This window comes from Stenotrophomonas sp. 86156_Sma (genome assembly GCF_056481625.1).
Genome location: NZ_CM151157.1, coordinates 546801 through 567615 on the forward strand (window position 1 = coordinate 546801; position 20815 = coordinate 567615).

Below are 20815 nucleotides of genomic sequence, written 5' to 3' on the forward strand. Positions count from 1 at the left end.
CCGCGCCCATCCACGCATGGCGTGGATCTACTAGAGGTTGCAGTAGAGCCACGCCATGCGTGCCTGCTGCGCTCAGTGCTCGAACAACGTAGGCGTCGCCTCGAAACGGCGCGCGTAGGCGCGTTCTTCAGCGACCCGGGCCACCTCGTCGTCGGCCAGGTCCGGTGCGCCGTACACCGCATAGGCCACGCTTCCGTCGGCACCATGGCCGACCTGGTGCAGCCGGTAGCGCGAGTGGCCACCGCCGGTGTCCTCGGGGTAATGCACGGGCGGATGGCTGCCTTCCAGGTCCATTTCACTGTTGTCGACCACGCCACCGACGAACAAGGCTCGCATGCAGGTTCTCCTGGGTTTCCGGGGGAGCCTCTACCCTGAACGTTTCAATGTTGCTGGCAGATCAAGGCCCCGTTCGGGTTTCGCAAAGCGGCCGCCGGGGCCGGCCCGGCCAAGCCGGTACAATGGACGGCCCTCACGCTTGAAGTACCCGCGCCGATGGCCTCCAGCGACGACGCCCCCCTGCAGACCCTGTTCCTGCCGTTCTCCCAAGGCGCCCTGCGCTGGCCGGAGGGCCCGGTGGCCTTCCTGCGTGCCCGCGACGGCTGGCCGCTGCGCGAAGTGGCCGGCAACCGCGAAGTGCATTGCGAGCAGAGCTTTGCCCCGTTCGCGCAGCCGCTGCAGCAGGCCGCCGGCTGGACCGTCAGCGGCCAGCTGGATGATGTGGCCGGCAAGGGCCGCTACCCGCTGGTGCTGGTGCTGCCGCCGCGCCAGCGCGAGGAGGCCCGTGCCCTGTTCGCGCGCGCGCTGGCGCTGGTCGCCGACGGCGGCCGCATCGTCGCCTGCCAGTCCAACAACGAAGGTGCACGTTCGGGCGAGGGTGACCTCAAGCAACTGACCGGCCTCGGCGGCAGCCTGACCAAGAACCACTGTCGCGTGTACTGGACCGCCCCGATGCAGGGCCAGCACGACGCCGACCTGGCCAAGCGCTGGTCGGCACTGGATGCGGTGCGGCCGATCGTCGGCGGCCGTTTCCTCAGCCGCCCGGGCGTGTTCGCCTGGGATCGCATCGACCCGGCGTCGGCGCTGTTGGCCGAGCACCTGCCGGCCGACCTGGCCGGGCGTGCCGCCGACCTCGGCGCGGGCTATGGCTACCTGTCGCGCGAGCTGCTGGAACGCTGCCCGAAGATCACCGCGCTGGACCTGTACGAGGCCGAGCAGCGTGCGCTGGCCCTGGCCGAACTGAACCTGGCGCCGCCGCCGCGCGCGCTGCCGCTGCGCTTCCTGTGGCAGGACGTCACCGCCGGCATCGAGCCGGGCTACGACGTCATCATCAGCAACCCGCCGTTCCACACGCCCTCGCGCGCCGATCGCCCGGACATCGGCCAGCGCTTCATCGCCGTGGCCGCGCAGGCGCTGCGCCCGGGCGGACGCCTGTACGTGGTGGCCAACCGCCACCTGCCGTACGAGTACACGCTCAACGAGAGCTTTGGCGCGGTGCGCGTGATCGCCGAGCGTGATGGCTTCAAGCTGGTGGAAGCGGTGAAGGGGAAGGGCAAGTGAAGCTGGTCAAGCTTATCGCCAACCTGGGCTATGGCAGCCGCAAGCAGGTGCAGTGGATGTTCCGCGAAGGCCGCGTCACCGACGCCGACGGCGAGGTGCTGTATGCCGACGACCAGGTGCCGCACGAGGCGATCCGGGTCGACGGCGAGCCGCTGGACCCGCCGGTGGGGCTGTCGATCGCGCTGCACAAGCCGGCCGGCTACACCTGTTCGACCAAGGACACCGGCCGCCTGATCTACGACCTGCTGCCGCCGCGCTTCCGTGACCGCGATCCGGTGCTGTCCACCGTGGGCCGCCTTGACCGCGAGACCAGCGGCCTGCTGCTGCTGACCGACGATGGCGGCCTGCTGCACCGGATCATCTCGCCGAAGTCGAAGCTGCCCAAGGTCTACGAAGTGGAACTGAGCGACGACCTGCGCGGCGACGAAGTGGCGTTGTTCGCCAGCGGTACGCTGATGCTGGAGTCCGAGAAGACGCCCTTGCTGCCGGCTGAACTTGAAGTGCTGGATGCGCGCCGCGCACGCCTGGTGCTGCATGAAGGCCGCTACCATCAGGCACGCCGCATGTTCGCCGCCACCGGCAACCATGTGCAGGCCCTGCACCGCAGCCGCGTCGGCGGGCTGGACCTGCAGGGACTGGACGAAGGGCAATGGCGGCAGCTCACTCCTACCGACCTGGATACGCTTTTCGCTCCATGACCACCATCGCTGCGCTGCCGTTCCTGCCCGACGCCGTCATCTTTGACATGGACGGCCTGATGATCGACAGCGAGCGGGTCTCGCTGGCCTGCTGGAGCGAGGCGGCCGACGAATTCGGGCTGGGCCTGGACGAGACCGTGTTCCTGCGCATGGTCGGCCTCGGTGACCGTGACACGCACGCGCTGCTGCGTGCGCAGGGTATCGAGGACAGCGTGATCGAAGCGGTGGCCGCACGCTGCCATGAGCTGTACGAAGCACGCACACAGACCGGCCTGCCGCTGCGTCCGGGCATTCTGGAGCTGCTGGAGCTGCTGAAAGCGCACGCGGTACCGCGCGCGGTGGCAACCACCACGCGGCAGCCGCGGGCCAACCGCAAGCTGGCCGCTGCCGGCCTGCTGCCGTATTTCGATGCCGTGATCACCAGTGGTGATGTGGCGCGGCCGAAGCCGGCGCCGGATATCTACCTGCTGGCCGCGCAGCGGCTGGGCCAGGTGCCCGAGCGCTGCCTGGCGCTGGAAGATTCACCGGCCGGCACGCGTGCAGCGCTGGCTGCCGGCATGACCGTGATCCAGGTGCCGGACCTGGTGCATCCGGATGAAGAGCTGCGCGCACTGGGCCACCGCATCGTCGGCTCGCTGGTGGACGCGCACGCGCTGCTGCTGCCGCTGCTGCTGAAATAAGGTGGGTGCCGACCGTTGGTCGGCACTCTTTGCTGCTTTGGTGGGTGCCGACCGTGGGTCGGCACACGCAATGCCTCGGTAGGGCCAACCTTGGTTGGCACGCCCAGACGCCCCGGTAGGTGCCAACCTTGGTTGGCACGCCCAAACGCCCTGGTAGGTGCCGACCTTGGTTGGCACGCCCAAACGCCCCGGTAGGTGCCAACCTTGGTTGGCACGCTTTTCAATGCAGTCGAGCAAGCTCGACTCTACGGGTGCCGACCGTTGGTCGGCACGCCTTCCCATCACACCCGGCCGAACACCAGCGCAGCGTTGGTGCCACCGAAGCCAAAGCTGTTGGACATCACCGTATCCAGCTTCTGCTCGCGGCTCTCGCGCAGGATCGGGAAGCTTTCCACCTTCGGGTCCAGTTCGCCGATGTTGGCCGAACCGGCAACGAAGCCATCGCGCATCATCAGCAGGCAGTAGATCGCCTCATGCACGCTGGCCGCACCCAGCGAGTGGCCGGACAACGCCTTGGTCGAGGACAGCGGTGGCACCGCATCGCCGAACACTTCGCGGATCGCGTTGAGCTCGGTGACGTCGCCCAGCGGCGTGGAAGTGCCGTGGGTGTTGAGGTAGTCAAGCGGACGATCGACGCCCTGCAGCGCCATCTTCATGCAGCGCACCGCGCCTTCACCGGACGGCGCGACCATGTCGGCGCCATCGGAGGTCACGCCATAGCCGATCAGCTCGGCATGGATGCGCGCACCGCGCGCAACGGCGTGGTCGTAGTCCTCCAGCACCAGCATGCCGCCGCCACCGGCGATGACGAAGCCGTCGCGGTCCTTGTCGTACGGACGCGAGGCGCTGGCCGGGGTCTCGTTGAAGCTGGTCGACAGCGCACCCATCGCATCGAACATCACGCTCATCGACCAGTGCAGGTCTTCACCGCCACCAGCGAACATGATGTCCTGCGCGCCATGGCGGATCATGTCCGCGGCGGCGCCGATGCAGTGCGCCGAGGTGGCGCAGGCGGCCGACAGCGAATAGCTGACGCCCTTGATCTGGTAGGCCGTGGCCAGGCAGGCCGAGACCGTCGAGCACATCGTGCGCGGCACCATGTACGGGCCGACCTTGCGCACCCCACGTTCGCGCAGCAGGTCGACCGCGCCGATCTGCCATTCGCTGGAGCCGCCACCGGAACCGGCGATCAGGCCGGTGCGCAGGCTGCTGACCTGCTCGGCGCTGAGCCCGGCATCGGCGATGGCATCGCGCATGGCCAGATAGGCGAAGGCCGCCGCATCGCTCATGAAGCGCTTCTGCTTGCGGTCGATCAGCGCCTCCAGATTGAGGTCGACACGACCGCCGACCTGGCTGCGCAGGCCCGCTTCGGCGTGGTCGGCCAGGGCGGTGATGCCCGAGCGCCCTTCGCGCAGCGCAGCCGAAACGGTATCCAGATCATTGCCGAGGCAGGACGTGATGCCCATGCCGGTGATGACGACGCGACGCATCAGAAGCTCCCGGTTTCAGTGAACAGGCCGACGCGCAGGTCGCGCGCGCTGTAGATTTCGCGGTCATCCACGTACATGCGGGCGTCCGACTGGGCCATCACCAGCTTGCGGTTGATGACACGGCTGATGTCGATCTCGTAACGCACCAGCTTGGCCTCCGGCAGTACCTGGCCGGTGAACTTCACCTCGCCGCAGCCCAGTGCGCGGCCCTTGCCGGGGGCGCCCAGCCAGGTCAGGAAGAAGCCGGTCAGCTGCCACATGGCATCCAGGCCGAGGCAGCCGGGCATCACCGGGTCGCCGATGAAGTGGCAGCCGAAGAACCACAGGTCCGGGCGGATATCCAGTTCGGCGCGTACCATGCCCTTGCCATGCGGTCCGCCGTCCTCGTGGATGTCGGTGATGCGGTCGAACATCAGCATCGGATCGTTGGGCAAACGGCCGGCGGCGGTGCCGAACAGTTCACCGCGTGCGCTGGCCAGCAGCTGTTCGCGGTTGAACGCGTGGAGACGGGTCATGAAGCACAATCCTGGAAGCGGGGAAACAGGGAAACAAGCGCTCGAGGATGCCCGTGGAAACTGCGCCGATCAAACATTTCAACCGTACGCAACCGTAGTGTTTTCAATGGAATACGCGCATCCTGTTGATGTGCAACGACCATACTTCGGCGTGTGGCCCGTTCGGCACGCCCCCGCCCTTTCCGCCTGACATGACCCGACTGCGCAAGATCATCCACGTCGACATGGACGCGTTCTACGCGTCGGTGGAGCAGCGCGACGATCCGTCACTGCGCGGCAAACCGGTGGTTGTGGCATGGCGTGGTGCACGCTCGGTGGTGTGCGCGGCCTCGTACGAGGCACGCGTGTTTGGCGTGCGTTCGGCGATGCCTGCCGTGCGTGCCGAGCGCCTGTGCCCGGACGCGATCTTCGTGCCGCCGGACTTCGCGCGTTACAAGGCGGTGTCACAACAGGTACGCGCGATCTTCCTGCGCCATACCGACCTGGTCGAGCCGCTGTCGCTGGACGAGGCCTATCTGGACGTGACTGAGCCGAAGAGCGGCATCGAACTGGCCACCGACATCGCCCGCACCATCCGTGCGCAGATCCGCGAGGAGACGAACCTGACCGCTTCAGCCGGGATCGCGCCGAACAAGTTCCTGGCCAAGATCGCTTCGGACTGGCGCAAGCCCGATGGCCAGTTCGTGATTCCACCGCAGCGGGTGGACGCGTTCCTGCTGCCGCTGCCGGTGAACCGCGTGCCCGGCGTCGGCAAGGTAATGGAAGGCAAGCTGGCTGCGCGCGGCATCGTCACCTGCGGCGACCTGCGGCAGTGGGCACTGATCGATCTGGAAGAGGCGTTCGGCAGTTTCGGCCGCAGTCTGTACAACCGCGCACGCGGCATCGACGAGCGCCCGGTGGAACCGGACCAGCAGGTGCAGTCGATTTCCTCCGAAGACACCTTCGCCGAAGACCTGCCGTTGGAAGACCTGGGGGAGGCAATCGTGCAGTTGGCAGAGAAGACCTGGAATGCCACGCGCAAGACCGAACGCGTCGGCCACACCGTGGTGCTGAAACTGAAGACCGCGCAGTTCCGCATCCTCACCCGCAGCTTCACCCCCGAGCGCCCGCCGGAATCGATGGAAGAACTGCGCGACATCGCCCTGGCCTTGCGCGCCCGCGTCGACCTGCCGGCGGAGACGCGCTACCGCCTGGTCGGCGTCGGGCTGGGCGGCTTCCGCGAAAAGGAACCGGTGGTGCAGGGCGAATTGTTCGAGCACTGATCATTGCCGTGCCGACCAACGGTCGGCACCCACCAACAGCGGCAGGTTCCATCAGCAGCAGGTTCCGACAGATGGCGGGAAACTGTCGAAGGCGGGGTGGGTCCGGTTGCGGGGGCGTGAGCGCCATGGATGGCGCGACCGAGCCTCCATGGACGGATTCACGGCGTCCCCCGCAACCGGACCCACCTCGCCATCCCACGGATAGCCAGCTGTTGCTGTTGCTTCGGCTGTTGCCGTTGCATTGAGCGGGTGCAGGGCGCAGCCCTGCAAAAGAACCCCCCTACTTCATGGCCACTGCATCTCGCCCTTGGCCACCTTCGCACTCAACTCCAGCGACTCCACGCCCGCCAGCTTCGGGTGGCGCGCCTGCATCGCCTTCACCAGTGCCGCACTGTCCTTGGCCTTTGCCGTCTCGGCGTCGAACGCGCGGATGTAGTCCGCGGTGAAGCGCAGCGCACTGGCATCCAGCGCCGCGCCCGGCGCGTAGTGCCCCGGCACTACCACCTTCGGTTTCAGCGCCTGCAGCCGCTGCAGGGTCTGCAGCCAGTCGGCATGTGATTTCGGCGTCTGCGTATCGGCCATCCACACGTGCTCACCGGCTACCACCGGAATACCACCGACGATCGCGCGCAGCGACGGCACCCATAGCACCGTGCGGTCCGGGGTCGGGCCATCGAGGCCGATCAGCTGCAGGCGCTGGCCTTCCAGTTGCAGGGCATCGCCGTCCAGCACCTGCGGCACCACGATGCGCGCCGGCACGTCGGCGCCCATCTTCGGTCCCCAGTAGGCCAGCTTGCCGGCCTGGGTCTGCTGGATGTGGGCGACGGTCTGCGCAGTGGCGACGATGCGCGCCTGCGGGAACGCGTCCTGCAGCGTGGCCAGGCCGAAGTAGTAGTCCGGATCGCCGTGGCTGATGTAGATGGTGGTCAGCTGCTTGCCGCTGGCGCGGATCAGCTCGACCAGCTTGCGCGCGTCGCTTGCACCAAACTGCGCATTGACCAGGATCGCGTCGTGGCGGCCTTCGATCAGCACCGAGGACACCGAGAACATCGCCTGCGGGCCGGGATGGAAGGTCTGCAGGTGCAGCTGGGATTTCGTGGCCGTGGCCGGCGCCGCGGCGGCCGGCGCGGCGAGCAGTGGCGCACTGGTGAAGCTGGCGGCCAGGGCAAGGGGGAGCAGCAGGGCAGCGGTACGCATGGGGCATTCCTTGTGGCGGACGGCGAGCCGGGCGTGGGCCTGGCTCACAGGTGGGTAGCGCCGGGCCATGCCCGGCGGCCTGGCATCAGTACGCCGCAGTGATGATCTGCTTCGGGTACTGGTGCGCTTCCAGCTCGGCGACGAACGCCGCGCCGTAGTCGGCGTAGCTGATGCGGCTGTGGCCGCTGGCATCAGCGAGGAAGGCCTTGGCCTGCACGCGGTACTGGCCGCGCTCTTCACCCGGGCCGATCTCGGCGGCCGGCGAGAAGAAGGTCCAGTCCAGGTCATTCACCGCCTGCAGGCGGTTGAACGCCTCACGGTGGGCCAGTGCATACGGCTTGTAGGCGTCCGGGAAGGTGGGGGTATCGACCAGCTGCACGCCGGGTGCGACTTCGAGGCTGCCGGCGCCACCGACCACCACCAGGCGCGGTACACCGGCCTTGCGTGCGGCGGCGGCCAGCTGCGCGGCGACCTCGCCGACGCGGCCGATGTCATCGCCCGGGCGCGGGCCGTAGGCACTGGCCAGCACGTCGTGGCCGGCGATGGCGGCGACCAGCGCGTCCTGGTCATCCAGCGAGGCGATCACCGGGTGGGCGCCGGCCAGTTCAGTCGGAAGGTCCTGCGCGCTGCGCACGATGACGGTGAGTTCGTGGCCGCGGGCCAGCGCGTGGCGGGCGATCTGGCGGCCGATGTTGCCGGTGGAACCAACGAGGGCGATTTTCATGGCAGGACTCCGTGGGGCGGTGTGGGGTGGGAATGGGGTCACTCTAGGCCGCTGCAGTCGCTCGAAAAACAGCGTATAACGCGCTTGTTTGTTGCATGGATCGAGCATGTGGACCGAATGACCGCCATGACCGTGTTCGTCGAGGTCGCCGAGCGCGGCAGCCTCACCGCCGCCGCCGAGGTGCTGGACATGTCGCGGGCGATGGTCAGCCGCTACCTGGCCGAGGTCGAGGGCTGGCTGGGCGCACGCCTGCTGCACCGGACCACGCGCCGGGTCAGCCTGACCGGCCCCGGTGAGGCGGCGCTGGCGCGCTTCCGGCAGATGCTGGCGATCGGCGAAGAACTGCAGGGCGAGCTGGCCAGTGATGATCCCGAGCCGCACGGTACGCTGCGGGTGACCGCCAGCGTCTCATTCGGGCAGAGCCACCTGGCGCGGGCGGTGGCCGGCTTCGTCGCGCGCCATCCGGCGGCACGCATCGAGCTGCTGCTGGTCGACCGCACCGTGAACCTGGTGGAGGAGCGGGTGGACCTCGCCGTGCGCATCGCGCGCCAGATCGATCCCAGCCTGATCGCACGGCGGCTGGCCACCTGCCGTTCGGTGCTGTGCGCGACGCCGTCCTACCTGCAGGCACGCGGTACGCCTACCGCACCCGAGCACCTGGCTGCGCACAACTGCCTGACTCACCACTACGTCGGCAAGAGCCTGTGGCAGCTGCACCGCGATGGGCGTTCGCTGTCGGTGGCGGTGGGTGGCAACATCAGTGCCAACGAGGCCTCGCTGCTGCTGGAGGCGGTGCGCGCCGGTGCCGGCATCGCCATGCTGCCGACCTACCAGGTGGCGCCGTTGCTGCGCAGCGGTGAGCTGATCGAACTGCTGCCCGAATTCAGCCTGGACGAACTCGGCATTCATGCCGTGTACGCGTCACGGCGCCAGCAGCCCGCTATCATGCGGCGATTCCTGGATTTCCTGGGCGAGTGTTTCGCCAGCCCGGCCTTCCAGGATCTGGATTGGCGCCCACCGGGCAAGGAGAACTCATGAACCATGGACAGGCCTTGATCGACCACAACCGTGCTGCCTGGGACCGCCAGGCCAGCGAAGTGCGCGAATGGTCGCGCCCGGTGGAAAGTTCAACGATTGCCGCCGCGCGCGAAGGCCGCTGGCAGGTGCACTTGACGCCCCGCGCATTGCCACTGGACTGGATGGGCGATGTACGCGGCCGCCGCATCCTGTGCCTGGCCTCTGGCGGTGGCCAGCAGGCACCGGTGCTGGCGGCGGCCGGCGCAGACGTCACCGTGTTCGATCTGTCCGACGGACAGCTGGAACAGGATCGCAGGGTCGCTGCGCGCGACGGCCTGCAGCTGCGCACGGTGCAGGGCGACATGCGCGATCTGCACGTGTTTGCCAACGACAGTTTCGATGTGGTGTTCCACCCGATCTCGAACCTGTACGTGCCTGATGTGCGCCCGGTGTGGACCGAGTGCCGCCGCGTGCTGGCACGCGATGGCATGCTGATGGCCAGCTTCTACAACCCGGTGCTGTTCGTTGGCGCGCGCGATCCGCAGCTGGATGCACAAGGCCTGATCCGGCCACAGTACGCCATTCCCTATTCGGACCTGGAAGACCTGGCGCCGGCCGAGCGCGAGGCGAAGCTGGCACGGGGTGACGCGCTGACCTTCGGCCACAGCCTGACCGAACTGATCGGGGGTCAGCTCGATGCCGGCTTCATCATCGATCGCTTCATGGAAGACTGGCAGCCGCAGCCGCGCTTCCTGATCGATCGCTATCTGCCCACCTTCCTGGCGACCCGCGCGCGCCGGATCGGCTGAGGCGGATCGGCGCAAAAACCAGCGGCGTACAATGGACGGCCCCACGTCATGCAGGTGCCGTCCCTTGTCGTATCCCTATCCGCTGGTCGTGTTCGACCTTGATGGCACGCTGGTCGACAGCGCAGCTGATATCGCCGAAGCACTGAACCGCACGCTGGAGGACATCGGTGTGCCACGCGTGCCGGAAACCACGGTGCTCGGTTGGATCGGCGATGGTGTGCGCCGCCTGGTCGAGCAGGCCGTGCATGCCGCCGGTCGCGAGGTCGACCTGGCCGAAGTGATGCCGGTGTTCATGGTGCACTACCGTGAGTGCCTGCTGCGCAGCCCGCGCCTGTTCGATGGCGTGGCCGAAGCGCTGACGCAGCTGCGTGCGCGCAACGTGCCGCTGGCGATCTGCACCAACAAGCCCGAAGCGCTGGTGCCACCGCTGCTGCAGCATCTGGGTATTGGTGATGCGTTCGCGCTGGTGTTGGGCGGCGACTCCCTGCCGCAGCGCAAGCCCAGTGGTGAACCGCTGCTGCATATCGCCGCGCACTTCGAGCTGCCTGTAGAGGCGTGCCTGATGGTGGGTGATTCGTTGACCGACTACCGCGCCGCCGAAGATGCGGGCATGCCGATCGCACTGGTGCGTTACGGCTATCCGCGCGGCCTGGACCTGGCCACCGCGCATGCGGTGGCGTTGATCGACGACCTGCGCGAGTTGCCGGGGTTGCAGGGCTGATGCAACGGACATCCCTGGTCGCCGGCCGGTAACCCGGGCTGACGCAATGGGTAGTGCCGGCCGCTGGCCGGCAACCCGGGATGCGTTGCCGAAGGTCATGATGTTGCCGGCCAGCGGCCGGCACTACCATGACCGTCGCGGTCACTTCGGCTGGTAACGCACGCTCAGCTGGTACTCGCGGCCCGGCTGGTTGAACCACGCCACGGTTTCATACTTGCGGTCGAACACGTTGGCGGCGCGCGCCAGCAGTGACCACGACGGTGTCAGCGCGTACTCGGCGCGCAGGTCCAGCGTGCCGTAGCCGCCAACCTTCACCGAGTTGCTGGCGTTGTCATAGCGCTTGCCCGCACCCTGCACGGTCAGGCCGGCGCGGACGTCACCGAAGCGGCGGTCGACGTCCAGGCGCGCGGTCTGCTGCGCACGGCGCGGCAGCCAGTTGTCGAACTGGGTGCTGCCGTGGGTGCGGTTGCGCGGGTCGGTGTAGCTCAGCTGCGCGTTGATGTCGAAGCCGGCCAACAGCACGCCACCGGTCAGCTCGGCACCGCGGATGCGCGCCTTCTCCACCTGCTGCATCTTCATCGTGGACGCATCGTAGGTGATCAGGTCATCGATGCGGGTCTCGTACACATCCAGGCCCCAATGCCAGCCCTGGCCCTGCTGCGAAACACCGAGATTGGCGCTCTTGGACTTCTCCGGGTTCAACGTCGGCACCCCGCTCCACGGGTCGTACAGGTCGCTGAAGGTCGGCGCCTTGAACGCAGTGCCGTAGCTGGCATTGACGCGCAGGCCGTGCTCCAGTTCCATCGCCCAGCCCACGCTGCCGGTGGCATGGTTGCCGAACTGCTGGTTGTCGTCATTGCGCGCGCTGGCCTGCAGCTGATGGCGGCCGAAGCGACCCTGGTACTGCACGAACACGCCGGTGTTGCGGCGGCTGTCGACGAGATATCCGGCGCTGCTGCCGTCCAGGTTGTCTTCGCTCCAATCCACGCCTGCACTCAGCAGCTGGCCCTCGGCCACGCCGAAGTCGCCCTGCAGCGAGGCGTTGTCACGATGGGTCTGGGCGCTGCCGAACACCCCCGGTGCGCCGAAGTTGTCCGACTCGTTGTCACTGCGGCCGACGTTGGCGGTGAACGCCAGGCGCTCGGACGGGGTGTAGCGCACCTTGCCGGCCAGCACCTGCTGGCGGGTTTCCGAATAGTTGTAATAGCCGTCGTAGTGGTTCTTGCCGTCGGCGCGCAGCGCGCTGCCTTCCACGTTCCACTGGTCGTTGAAGGTGTAGCCGCCACGCAGGCTCTTGGACAGGTTGCGGTAGCCGTCGCGGTCGGGTTCGTCGGCGAAGCAGCCGGTGAACAGCGTCGCCGAGCCGCGGCAGGCATCGATGCCATCGGAATGCTGGTAGGCGATGTCGGCGCCGAACCAGCCGCGTTCGGTGCCACCACCGATGCCGCCGCTGGCTTCGCGCAGGCCGTTGCTGCCGCCACCGAGCTGGAAGTGCGGAGCAAAATCGCCCTGGTTGCGTCGGGTGAAGATCTGGATCACGCCACCGATGGCGTCGGCGCCGTACAGGCTGGACTGCGGGCCGCGCACGATTTCCACGCGTTCGATCTGCGCCAGCGGCAGGTCCTGGTACATGGCCAGGCCGAGGTCGGCACTGTTGATGCGCACGCCATCGACCAGCACCACGGTGTGGCCCGAGTTGGTGCCACGCAGGAACAGCGAGCTCTGCTTGCCGAGGCCGCCGGCATTGGTCAGGTTGATGCCGGCACGGCCGCGCAGCAGCTCCTGCAGCGAGGTGGCCTGGCTGGATTCGATCTGCGCGCGGTCGATCACCTGGGCCGGCGCGATGCTGTCCTGCAGGGCGATCGGGGTGCGGGTGGCGGTGACCAGGATCTGGTCGAGCGCGGTGGTGTCATCGGCGGCCTGGGCCAGCGCGGGCAGGGCGGCCAGCACGGCCAGGGACAGCATTCGGGACTGCAGCTTCATGGGGGACTCCAGGTGCCACGCACGCCCGCGTGGCGAAGGGGAGGAGCCGCGAAGGCAGGCATGCGCCGACGCCGCAGCGCATGCTGCGGTCATCCAGCGCCATGCCCACCGCATCGCGACCTGAGGCTTCCTGGCCGGTCTCCGGGCTCGCCGCCGGGTGGCGTGAGGCCACCGTCCAGGCGCCTTCCCATGCCTGCGGCACAGTGGCGGTGTTGCCTGGAACTGACGTGCTTACCGTTGCGGGGGCAGCGCCGGCCTGGCGTGGAATCACGCGTCACCGGCTTCCCGTTTCAACCTGCCGGCCGTGGCCGCAGGTCACCTGGAAGTGCGCGCAGTCTACGGCATCGCAGGCGGCCCGTAGCGTCGAGCCTGCTCGACTGCCTTTGCTGTGCCCTTAGAATGGTCCCTCGATCCCGTGGTGCCGTTGCCGATGTCCGCCCGTTTTCCGCTGTTCCCGCGTTGCCTGTACAGGACGCACGCATGATCCTCGACCTGGTCCGCCATGCCGGCAACGGTCGCGATGAGTTCCTCGATGGCCGCAGTGATCCACCGCAGCTGGCCCGCCTGCCGCAGGAACTGGTCGACGCCTACGCTGCGCAGCCCTGGGAGCGGGTGATCAGTTCGCCGCGGCTGCGCTCGCTGCACACGGCGATGGCCCTGGCCACGCCGCGTGGGCTGGACGTGGAAGCGGACGAGGAATGGGAAGAGCTGGATTTCGGCGATTGGGACGGGAAGTCGCTGTTCGACCTGCCGGAGGACGCATTGGCGGCCTTCCATGCCGACCCGCATGCATTCCCGCCGCCGAACGGCGAAAGCTGGGGCCACTTCGAGCGGCGCATCGCGCGCGCGCTGGATCGCCTGCTTGATGATGACGATCCCGTGCCGACGCTGGTGGTCAGCCACGGCGGCCCGCTGCGCATGGTGCTGTCACAGGTCTGCGGCCTGCCGATGTCGCTGTGCTGGGCCCTGCGTATTGACCACGGCACACGCCTGCGGGTGTGGCTGGAGCGCGGCGAGGTCGGGCTGGTGGGCGAACTGCTGGAGCTGCAGCAGCCCTGACCGCACTCGCCGGGCATGACCCGGCGCTACCGATCCCGCATCACAGTGGTAGTGCCGGCCGCTGGCCGGCATCCCCAGGAACGCGGAGGCCTCAATCCTCGTCCGCGCGCTCGGCCACGCTGTCCTCAGCGTCGTCGTCAGCATCGAAGCGCTGCTCATGCACCGGGCCCGAAGCGGGGCCGGCCGCCTTCAGCGGATGCGCAGCGATGCGCGCTTCGTAATCCTGCACCAGCGCCTCACGCTGCGGCTCGCTCAGTTCCTGCCAATGGCAGTCCAGCAACGCGCCTTCCAGTGAATAGAGCAGGTTCAGGCTGGGCTTGAAGCCGGCGCGCTTGACCTTGACGAAGGCACCGACCGCGCCGATCGCAACCAGATCCTCGCGGCTGCGCAGGCCGACCTGACGCAGCCACGCCGCACTCTTCGGGCCGATGTTGCGCAGCTTCGGTGCGCTCATCCCAGCGCCTCGACGAACACGCGGGCGATGGCTTCCAGGCCGGCTTGGTCGTCGGTATCGAAGCGGCCGACTTTCGGGCTGTCGATGTCGAACACGCCGATCAGTTCATCGCCGCGCAGCAACGGCACCACCAGCTCCGAGCGCGAGGCCGAATCGCAGGCGATATGGCCGGGGAAGGCATCGACGTCCTCCACGCGCTGGGTCACGCGCTGGCTGGCGGCGGCACCGCACACGCCCTTGTCCAGCGGGATGCGCACGCAGGCCGGCAGGCCCTGGAACGGTCCGACCACCAGCTCTTTGCCGTCGTACAGGTAGAAGCCCACCCAGTTCAGGTCGGGCAGTGCGTGGTAGACCAGTGCGGAGAGGTTGGCCGCGTTGGCGATGCGGTCGGACTCGGCGTAGACCAGGCCGCGGGCCTGTTCCAGCAGCTGGGCGTATTGTTCCGGCTTGCTGCCGGTGAGCGAGGCATTGGTGAACATGCCCGCAGTCTAGCAAGCACGCCGGGCCGGCGATAATGCACGCTCTGTTGCCCCGCTGGAGCTTATCGATGCCGTTGCCCGCCACGCTGCCGCCTGCCCTGTTCGTCACCGGCACCGATACCGAGATCGGTAAGACCGCGGCCAGCACCGCGCTGCTGCATGCACTGCGCCGGCGCGGCCTGCGCGCAGTCGGCATGAAGCCGGTGGCCAGTGGCAGTGAAGATCTGGGGCAGGGCCTGCGCAACGAGGACGCGCTGGCGCTGCAGGCGGCCAGTTGGCCGGTGCCGGACTATGCCGACCTGAATCCGTACGCGCTGCGGCAACCGCTGGCGCCGGAGCTGGCCGCTGCCGAGGATGGCGTGCAGGTGGAACTGGCACCGATCGTGGCCGCGTTCGAACGTCTGCGTGCGCAGGCCGATGTCGTGGTGGTGGAGGGTGTTGGCGGTTGGCTGGCGCCGGTCTCGGCCACGCTGGACCAGCTTGATCTGGTGCGCGCACTGCAGCTGCCCGTGCTGTTGGTGGTGGGCATGCGGCTGGGCTGTGTCAACCATGCGCGGCTGACCGCGCAGTCGCTGCAGGCCAGCGGCGTGGAGTGCCTGGGCTGGATCGGCAACCACATCGACCCGGTGATGCAGCGCCAGGATGAGAACATCGCGACGTTGCAGCAGCGCCTGCCGATGCCGTGCTGGGGGCGGCTGCCGTATCTGCCGGGAGCGGATGGCGAAGCACTGAGCGCGTACCTGCTCGAGTGACCCTGGGTAGTGCCGGCCGCTGGCCGGCAACTGCATCCACCCGGCGATCCCGAGGTTGCCGGCCAGCGGCCGGCACTACCGTGCCGCAGCTGTCAGCTCCCGCGCAATCGCACCCAGTCGTTCCATTGCGACGTTGCAGCAGCGCCCGCCGATGCCGTGCTGGGGGCGGCTGCCGTATCTGCCGGGAGCGGATGGCGAAGCGCTGAGCGCGTACCTGCTCGAGTGACCCTGGGTAGTGCCGGCCGCTGGCCGGCAACTGCATCCACCCGGCGATCCCGAGGTTGCCGGCCAGCGGCCGGCACTACCGTGTTGCAGCTGTCAGCTCCCGCGCAATCGCACCCAGTCGTTCCATTGCGACGTTGCAGCAGCGCCCGCCGATGCCGTGCTGGGGGCGGCTGCCGTATCTGCCGGGAGCGGATGGCGAAGCACTGAGCGCGTACCTGCTCGAGTGACCCTGGGTAGTGCCGGCCGCTGGCCGGCAACTGCATCCACCCGGCGATCCCGAGGTTGCCGGCCAGCGGCCCGCGTTACCGTGCCGCAGCCGCCAGCTCCTTCGCGATCGCACCGAGCCGCTCAACCGCACCGATGAAGCGCGCATCCAGCGTCTGGCAGCACGACAGCCGCAGGCAGTGGCGATAACGCGCACCACGCGAATACACCTGGCCGGGCATGAACACGATGTCCTCTACCAGCGCACGTTCGAACAGCTCACGCGTATCCACGCCCGGCAGTTCCAGCCACAGCAGGAAGCCGCCCTGCGGCTCGGTGGCACGGGTGCCGGCCGGGAAGTGTTCGGCCACCAGCTGGCGCAGCCGTCCCAACTGTTCGCGGTACAGCCGGCGCATGCGGTGCAGGTGATGCTCGTAGCTGCCAGCTTCCAGATACGCTGCCACCGCATCGCCGAGCAGTTGAGGCTCGCCACCGGTGGACTGGAATTTCAGCAGCGCGATGCGCTCGGCGAAGCGGCCGCCATCCAGCCAGCCGATACGGTAATCCGGCGCCAGTGTCTTGGAGAACCCACCGACCACCATCACCCAGCCATCGCGATCGAAGGCCTTCAGCAAGGGCGCCGGCGGTTCGCAGAACTGCAGCTCGGCATACACCGCATCTTCGATCAGCGGCAGTTGCCGTGCGTTGACCAGTTCGGCCAAGCGCTGTTTGGCGGGTGTCGGCATGGTGCAGCCCAGCGGGTTGTGCACGGTCGGCATCACCACCAGTGCGGCCAGCGACGTGTGCTCCAGCATCGCTTCCAGTGCATCGACATCCAGGCCGTGCTGCGGGTGGGTGGGCAGCTCGATGGCCTGCAGGCCGAGGTTGGCCAGCAACGGGTACAGGTTGAAGTAGGACGGCGCCTCGATGCCCACCGCATCACCGGGCTGGGTGACCGCGCGCAGTGCCAGCTGCAGGGCCTCCATCGCGCCGTGGGTCAGCAGCAGCCGCTCGCTATGGGTGTGCAGGCCCATGCGTGGACCACGGCGCACGATCTGCGCCAGCAGCCGGGGTGAACCGTTGGGGCGCGCGTAGGTCTCCACCGTCTGCTGGCCGTGACGCAGCACCTGCGCGGTGTGACGGGCCAGCTGTGCGCCCGGATAGAACTGGCGACCGCGCGGACCGGCGAACGCCAGGTCGATCACTCCGGAGCGACGTTGTGCCTCCAGCACGCGAGCCATCAACACCTGCTGCAGCGGCGCGGTGGGCGCAGACGGCGTGTCGCGCAGCGAACGTTCCGGCACCGACAATCGCGGCGCGACCTCGAAGCCGGCTTTGGGCCGCGGAATGACCAGGCCGGCGTCCTCCAGCTGGCGATAGGCCGCGATCACCGTGTTCAGGCTGAGCCTTCGCTGCAGGGCCATCTGCCGCAGTGAAGGCAGGCGGCTGCCGACCGGAAGGCGTCCGCCGTGGATGGCTTCGGCCAGTTCATCGGACAGCCGTTGGTAGCGGGGTGGGATCATCGCGCTCTGGTTATCTGTATCCATCGAACTTCCCGCCATCTGGTGCTGTACCCATGATGATGGCGAGCCTAGCATGTCGTTGTCGGACGGGCCTGATCGGGGCGCGGCCGATACTTCCCAAGCGCACGGCTGGATGGCCGTGCGTCTTTTTGGAGGTGGTACCGGCCGCTGGCCGGCGATCCCCAGATCCGCAGGAGCCGGCCAGCGGCCGGCACTACCCGGGTCGTTACCGCATCGGCACCAGCGCCGCGTCGCGCCGGTACAGCGCCGGGAACTGCTTGCCCAGTGCCGCCAGCTTCGGTGCGTCGTAGTAGCGGATGTAGGCCGCCTGCGGGTAGTTGGTCATGTAGTTCTGGTGGTAGCTCTCGGCCGGGTAGAAGTGCTGGCCGCTGACCAGCTGGGTGACGATCGGTGCGCGGTAGCTGCCGGCCTGGCCGAGCTGGGCGATGTAGGCGCGGCTGGCCGCCTGCTGGCGTGCGTCATCACTGAAGATCGCCGAGCGGTACTGGCTGCCCTGGTCCGGCCCCTGCCGATTGAGCTGGGTCGGGTCGTGCACCACCGAGAAGAACACCTGCATCAGCTGGCCATAGCTGACCTGGCGCGGGTCGTAGTCGATCTTCACCGCCTCGGCATGACCGGTCTGGCCACCGCTGACGCGCTCATAGCGCGCATTGGCCGCGCTGCCACCGATGTAGCCGGACACCGCATTGCTCACGCCTTTGACGTGCTGGAACACGCCCTGCACGCCCCAGAAGCAACCGCCGGCGAACACCACGCTGGCATGGGTGGCGTCATCGCGGAACGCGGCGTCGCCGCTGGGCGCCGGTAGTGCCTTGGCCTGCGCGCTGGCTTCCAGCGGTGCCGCGACTGCGCCGTGGTCGACCAGCAGCACGCCAGCGATCAATGCAGCAGCTACCAAGCCGGCGACACCGGCGGCGATACCTTGTTCAAAAGAGAGTTTCATCGTGTGCTCCCGTTTCAACCGAAGGTGAAGGCATAGGCCTGCACGCCCGCATCGAGAAATTCGATCTCGAAGCGATGCGGGCCGACCGCGCCGTGCTGGCGCACCAGCTGGTACAGGCGGTGTTCGTTGACCACGCCGCTGCCATCGGCGCCGACATCGCTGCCGGCATCGGCGATGGGCAGCGGCTTGCCATCCAGCCAGACGCGGAAGCGCACTGGCTTGCCGTCCTCGCTCGGTGCCAGCACCAGGTGCAGGTCGCGCGCATGGAACTGGAATGCAATGCGGCCACCGGCCTGCTGCAGCTGCGCAGCTTCGTCGGTAACGGTCCAGCGCCCCGACAGTCCCCACCGGTTCAACGCCAGGGTGGCCGGCAGGTTGTAGTCGAACGCGGTGTCGCTGCGCTGCCCGCCGGGCGAGGCGAACTGCTCGGCGCGGGCGTGGCCCAGGTAGGTTTCCGGCGAACGCAGGTTGCCCATGTCGGCCTGCACGGCCACGCCCTTCAGGTCGGCGGCAGCGGGATCGGCCGGTGGTGGCAGGTTGGTCTGCCCGGCTTCGGTCAGCAGGCGACGGATCATCTGTTCCGAGCGCGCATAGTTGCCCTCGCCGAACTGATGGCCGCGGATGTTGCCCTGCGCGTCGACGAAGTACTGTGCCGGCCAGTAGCGGTTGTTGAAGGCGCGCCAGATCGTGTACTGGTTGTCGAGCGCCACCGGGTACTCGACCTTCAGCTGCTGCACCGCCTTCATCACGTTGCGTGGGTCACGCTCGAACGCGAACTCCGGCGTGTGCACGCCGACCACCACCAGACCGTGGTCGCGGTAGCGGCGCTCCCATTCGTGCACGAACGGCATCGCGCGCAGGCAGTTGATGCAGGAGTACGTCCAGAAATCGACCAGCACCACCTTGCCGCGCAGCTGCTGTGCACTCAGCGGCGGGCTGTTGAGCCAGCCGGTGGCGCCATCCAGCGCGGGCAGGGTGCCTTCCACCGGCAGCGGTGCATCGGCACCTGCATTGGCGCCGGCCATCATCATCATCGGTGGTGCCGCCGGCTGCGCGCCGGGCACGGCGTCCAGCAGGCTTTGCTCGATACGCGCGGTGCTGACCGTTGAAAGACGGGTCAGCAGGCCGGTATCCCAGCCGAGGCCGATCGCCACGACGGCCAGCAGCGCGGCTACACCCAGCACCTTGCGCAGGACATCGCCGAGGCCGAGCCGCGCCTGCAGCGCACGGAACACCCGGCCGCCGACCCACACCGCCAGCGCCAGCGCGGTGATCGCACCCGATGCATAGGCAAGCAGCAGGGTGCTGGTACCGACGCTGGCGCCATGCAGGGCAGCACCGGTCAGCACCAGGCCGAGGATCGGCCCGGCGCACGGCGCCCACAGCAGGCCGGTGGCGATGCCGATCAACAGCGAGGTCCATGCGCCGCCATGCCCAGCAGCATCAGCGGCATCGGCACGCGCGCTCAGGCGTGCACCCACACGCTGGAACGGCGCCAGCAGATGGTCGGCCAGCCGCGGCCAGAGCAGGGCGACCGCGAACAACGCCATCAGCAGCAGGGCGATCCAGCGTCCAACCTGGTTGGCCTGCGCCACCCATTGGCTGCCCACCGCGGCCAGGCTGGCGACCACGGTGAAGGTGAGCGCCATGCCCAGCAGCAACGGCAGCGTGCTGCGCAGGAACGGGCGATCGGCACGCGCGAACACGAACGGCAGCACCGGCAGGATGCAGGGGCTGAGCAGGGTCAGCGCGCCCCCGAGGTAGGCAAGCAGCAACAGCAGCATCGTCAGGCTCCGGAAGCAGGGGAAGAACCGACAGGCACCCGCCAGCCGTCGGCAGTGCCATCAGTGGCACCGGGAACGAACACCATCGCCGCACCGTTCATGCAGTAGCGCAGCCCGGTCGGACGTGGCCCATCGTTGAACACATGGCCGAGATGGCCGCCGCAGCGGCGGCAATGCACCTCCACCCGCAGCATCCCGAAGGTGACGTCGCGGTCTTCGCCGATGGCGTTGTGCAGCGGTGCCCAGAAGCTGGGCCAGCCGGTGCCGCTCTCGAACTTGGTGGACGAGGAGAACAGCGGCAGTGCACAGCCGGCGCAGGCGAAGGTGCCCTGCCGATGTTCCTTGTTGAGCGGGCTGCTGTACGGGCGCTCGGTGGCCTGCTGGCGCAGCACCGCGTACTGCGCCGGGGTCAGCTGCTGGCGCCACTGCGCATCGCTGCGCATGACCTCGAACTGTCGCGACGGACGCGCTTCGGCGGCGGCCGGGGCGGCGCGGCTGCAGGCCCCCAGGCCGAGCAGGCCGGCGGCGGTGGCAACACCGCCCAGGCCGAGTAGATGGCGGCGGGAGAGGGACATGGCGGACTCCGGGAAGGGGCGACGGGGCCATGCTGCGCCCGCCCGGGTCAACGAATCCTCACGCAGGATTCAATTTTTCGTGAGGTATCGGCGGCCGTCCCGCGTCACAATGCAGCCAGCCTCCCCACTGGCCCCGAGCTGCC

General features: G+C 68.2%; 22 protein-coding genes and 1 riboswitch. Of the genes, 10 read left to right on the top strand and 12 right to left on the bottom strand.

The features are described 5' to 3' along the window. Positions 1-72: 72 nt before the first annotated feature. Entirely contained in the window at positions 73-336 is a 264-nt protein-coding gene (locus ACZK33_RS02475) for a hypothetical protein (RefSeq protein WP_005407925.1), read from the bottom strand. Between the two features lie 156 nt (positions 337-492). On the opposite strand from ACZK33_RS02475, the gene ACZK33_RS02480 reads away from it, so the two are divergent. From ACZK33_RS02480 to ACZK33_RS02490, 3 genes are read left to right on the top strand one after another with little or no spacing between them, the layout of a single operon-like run. Next, positions 493-1557 carry a class I SAM-dependent methyltransferase gene (locus tag ACZK33_RS02480; RefSeq protein ID WP_032128737.1) on the top strand — a complete coding sequence of 355 codons (1065 nt, stop codon included), beginning with the start codon at positions 493-495 and terminating at the stop codon, positions 1555-1557. Beyond that, positions 1554-2255 carry a pseudouridine synthase gene (locus tag ACZK33_RS02485; protein ID WP_423174445.1) on the top strand — a complete coding sequence of 234 codons (702 nt, stop codon included), beginning with the start codon at positions 1554-1556 and terminating at the stop codon, positions 2253-2255. The genes ACZK33_RS02480 and ACZK33_RS02485 overlap by 4 nt, the downstream gene beginning before the upstream one ends. After that, positions 2252-2935, top strand: a complete 684-nt coding sequence (locus tag ACZK33_RS02490; protein ID WP_032128736.1) for an HAD family hydrolase — start codon at positions 2252-2254, stop codon at positions 2933-2935. Before ACZK33_RS02485 ends, ACZK33_RS02490 begins: the two co-directional genes overlap by 4 nt. A 281-nt stretch (positions 2936-3216) precedes the next feature. Here the strand turns inward: ACZK33_RS02490 and fabB are convergent, their stop codons facing one another. Both fabB and fabA read right to left on the bottom strand, forming a co-directional pair. Then, positions 3217-4425, bottom strand: coding sequence for a beta-ketoacyl-ACP synthase I (fabB, locus tag ACZK33_RS02495; RefSeq protein ID WP_423174446.1), 1209 nt, complete (start codon positions 4423-4425; stop codon positions 3217-3219). Beyond that, a complete protein-coding gene (gene fabA, locus ACZK33_RS02500; RefSeq protein ID WP_135966920.1) occupies positions 4425-4940 on the bottom strand; it encodes a 3-hydroxyacyl-[acyl-carrier-protein] dehydratase FabA in 516 nt (171 codons plus the stop codon). Before fabA ends, fabB begins: the two co-directional genes overlap by 1 nt. On the opposite strand from fabA, the gene ACZK33_RS02505 reads away from it, so the two are divergent. Next, complete coding sequence (locus tag ACZK33_RS02505) at positions 4939-5130, top strand: hypothetical protein (RefSeq protein ID WP_152906650.1); 192 nt, start codon at positions 4939-4941, stop codon at positions 5128-5130. The genes fabA and ACZK33_RS02505 overlap by 2 nt on opposite strands. 1 nt (position 5131) lies before the next feature. After that, positions 5132-6202, top strand: coding sequence for a DNA polymerase IV (dinB, locus tag ACZK33_RS02510; RefSeq protein WP_149909003.1), 1071 nt, complete (start codon positions 5132-5134; stop codon positions 6200-6202). Positions 6203-6487: 285 nt separating this feature from the next. Here the strand turns inward: dinB and ACZK33_RS02515 are convergent, their stop codons facing one another. Next, positions 6488-7399, bottom strand: coding sequence for an MBL fold metallo-hydrolase (locus ACZK33_RS02515; RefSeq protein WP_423174447.1), 912 nt, complete (start codon positions 7397-7399; stop codon positions 6488-6490). An 85-nt stretch (positions 7400-7484) separates the two neighbouring features. Further along, positions 7485-8123, bottom strand: coding sequence for an NAD(P)-dependent oxidoreductase (locus ACZK33_RS02520; protein WP_423174448.1), 639 nt, complete (start codon positions 8121-8123; stop codon positions 7485-7487). A 108-nt stretch (positions 8124-8231) separates the two neighbouring features. Here ACZK33_RS02520 and ACZK33_RS02525 point away from each other — a divergent pair, with 108 nt between their 5' ends. From ACZK33_RS02525 to gph, 3 genes are all read left to right on the top strand, one after another. Next, the gene (locus ACZK33_RS02525; RefSeq protein WP_423174449.1) at positions 8232-9161 is read left to right on the top strand and encodes a LysR family transcriptional regulator; all 930 of its coding nucleotides are present in this window, start codon (positions 8232-8234) and stop codon (positions 9159-9161) included. Further along, positions 9158-9949 carry a class I SAM-dependent methyltransferase gene (locus tag ACZK33_RS02530; protein ID WP_032128731.1) on the top strand — a complete coding sequence of 264 codons (792 nt, stop codon included), beginning with the start codon at positions 9158-9160 and terminating at the stop codon, positions 9947-9949. Before ACZK33_RS02525 ends, ACZK33_RS02530 begins: the two co-directional genes overlap by 4 nt. Before the next feature lie 64 nt (positions 9950-10013). Then, positions 10014-10670, top strand: a complete 657-nt coding sequence (gene gph / locus ACZK33_RS02535; protein ID WP_423174450.1) for a phosphoglycolate phosphatase — start codon at positions 10014-10016, stop codon at positions 10668-10670. A 141-nt stretch (positions 10671-10811) separates the two neighbouring features. Here the strand turns inward: gph and btuB are convergent, their stop codons facing one another. Beyond that, positions 10812-12653, bottom strand: a complete 1842-nt coding sequence (gene btuB, locus ACZK33_RS02540; RefSeq protein ID WP_423174451.1) for a TonB-dependent vitamin B12 receptor — start codon at positions 12651-12653, stop codon at positions 10812-10814. A 115-nt stretch (positions 12654-12768) separates the two neighbouring features. Continuing rightward, positions 12769-12991: riboswitch (cobalamin riboswitch) on the bottom strand. Between the two features lie 142 nt (positions 12992-13133). Here btuB and ACZK33_RS02545 point away from each other — a divergent pair. Then, positions 13134-13712, top strand: coding sequence for a histidine phosphatase family protein (locus ACZK33_RS02545; RefSeq protein WP_423174452.1), 579 nt, complete (start codon positions 13134-13136; stop codon positions 13710-13712). Positions 13713-13803: 91 nt separating this feature from the next. Here ACZK33_RS02545 and ACZK33_RS02550 read toward each other — a convergent pair whose 3' ends face one another. Both ACZK33_RS02550 and ACZK33_RS02555 read right to left on the bottom strand, forming a co-directional pair. Next, positions 13804-14166 carry a TfoX/Sxy family protein gene (locus ACZK33_RS02550; protein WP_032128727.1) on the bottom strand — a complete coding sequence of 121 codons (363 nt, stop codon included), beginning with the start codon at positions 14164-14166 and terminating at the stop codon, positions 13804-13806. Next, a complete protein-coding gene (locus tag ACZK33_RS02555; protein WP_423174453.1) occupies positions 14163-14645 on the bottom strand; it encodes a GAF domain-containing protein in 483 nt (160 codons plus the stop codon). Before ACZK33_RS02555 ends, ACZK33_RS02550 begins: the two co-directional genes overlap by 4 nt. A 68-nt stretch (positions 14646-14713) precedes the next feature. Here ACZK33_RS02555 and bioD point away from each other — a divergent pair, with 68 nt between their 5' ends. Continuing rightward, entirely contained in the window at positions 14714-15397 is a 684-nt protein-coding gene (bioD, locus tag ACZK33_RS02560; RefSeq protein WP_423174454.1) for a dethiobiotin synthase, read from the top strand. A gap of 527 nt (positions 15398-15924) precedes the next feature. Here the strand turns inward: bioD and ACZK33_RS02565 are convergent. The 4 genes from ACZK33_RS02565 to msrB form a co-directional block, all read right to left on the bottom strand. Next, positions 15925-17373, bottom strand: a complete 1449-nt coding sequence (locus ACZK33_RS02565; protein WP_423174455.1) for an aminotransferase-like domain-containing protein — start codon at positions 17371-17373, stop codon at positions 15925-15927. 202 nt (positions 17374-17575) lie between these two features. After that, entirely contained in the window at positions 17576-18313 is a 738-nt protein-coding gene (gene msrA / locus ACZK33_RS02570; RefSeq protein WP_164080445.1) for a peptide-methionine (S)-S-oxide reductase MsrA, read from the bottom strand. A gap of 14 nt (positions 18314-18327) precedes the next feature. After that, positions 18328-20097 carry a cytochrome c biogenesis protein DipZ gene (locus ACZK33_RS02575; RefSeq protein WP_423174456.1) on the bottom strand — a complete coding sequence of 590 codons (1770 nt, stop codon included), beginning with the start codon at positions 20095-20097 and terminating at the stop codon, positions 18328-18330. 2 nt (positions 20098-20099) lie between these two features. Then, a complete protein-coding gene (gene msrB, locus ACZK33_RS02580; protein ID WP_049424854.1) occupies positions 20100-20672 on the bottom strand; it encodes a peptide-methionine (R)-S-oxide reductase MsrB in 573 nt (190 codons plus the stop codon). Between the last annotated feature and the right edge of the window lie 143 nt (positions 20673-20815).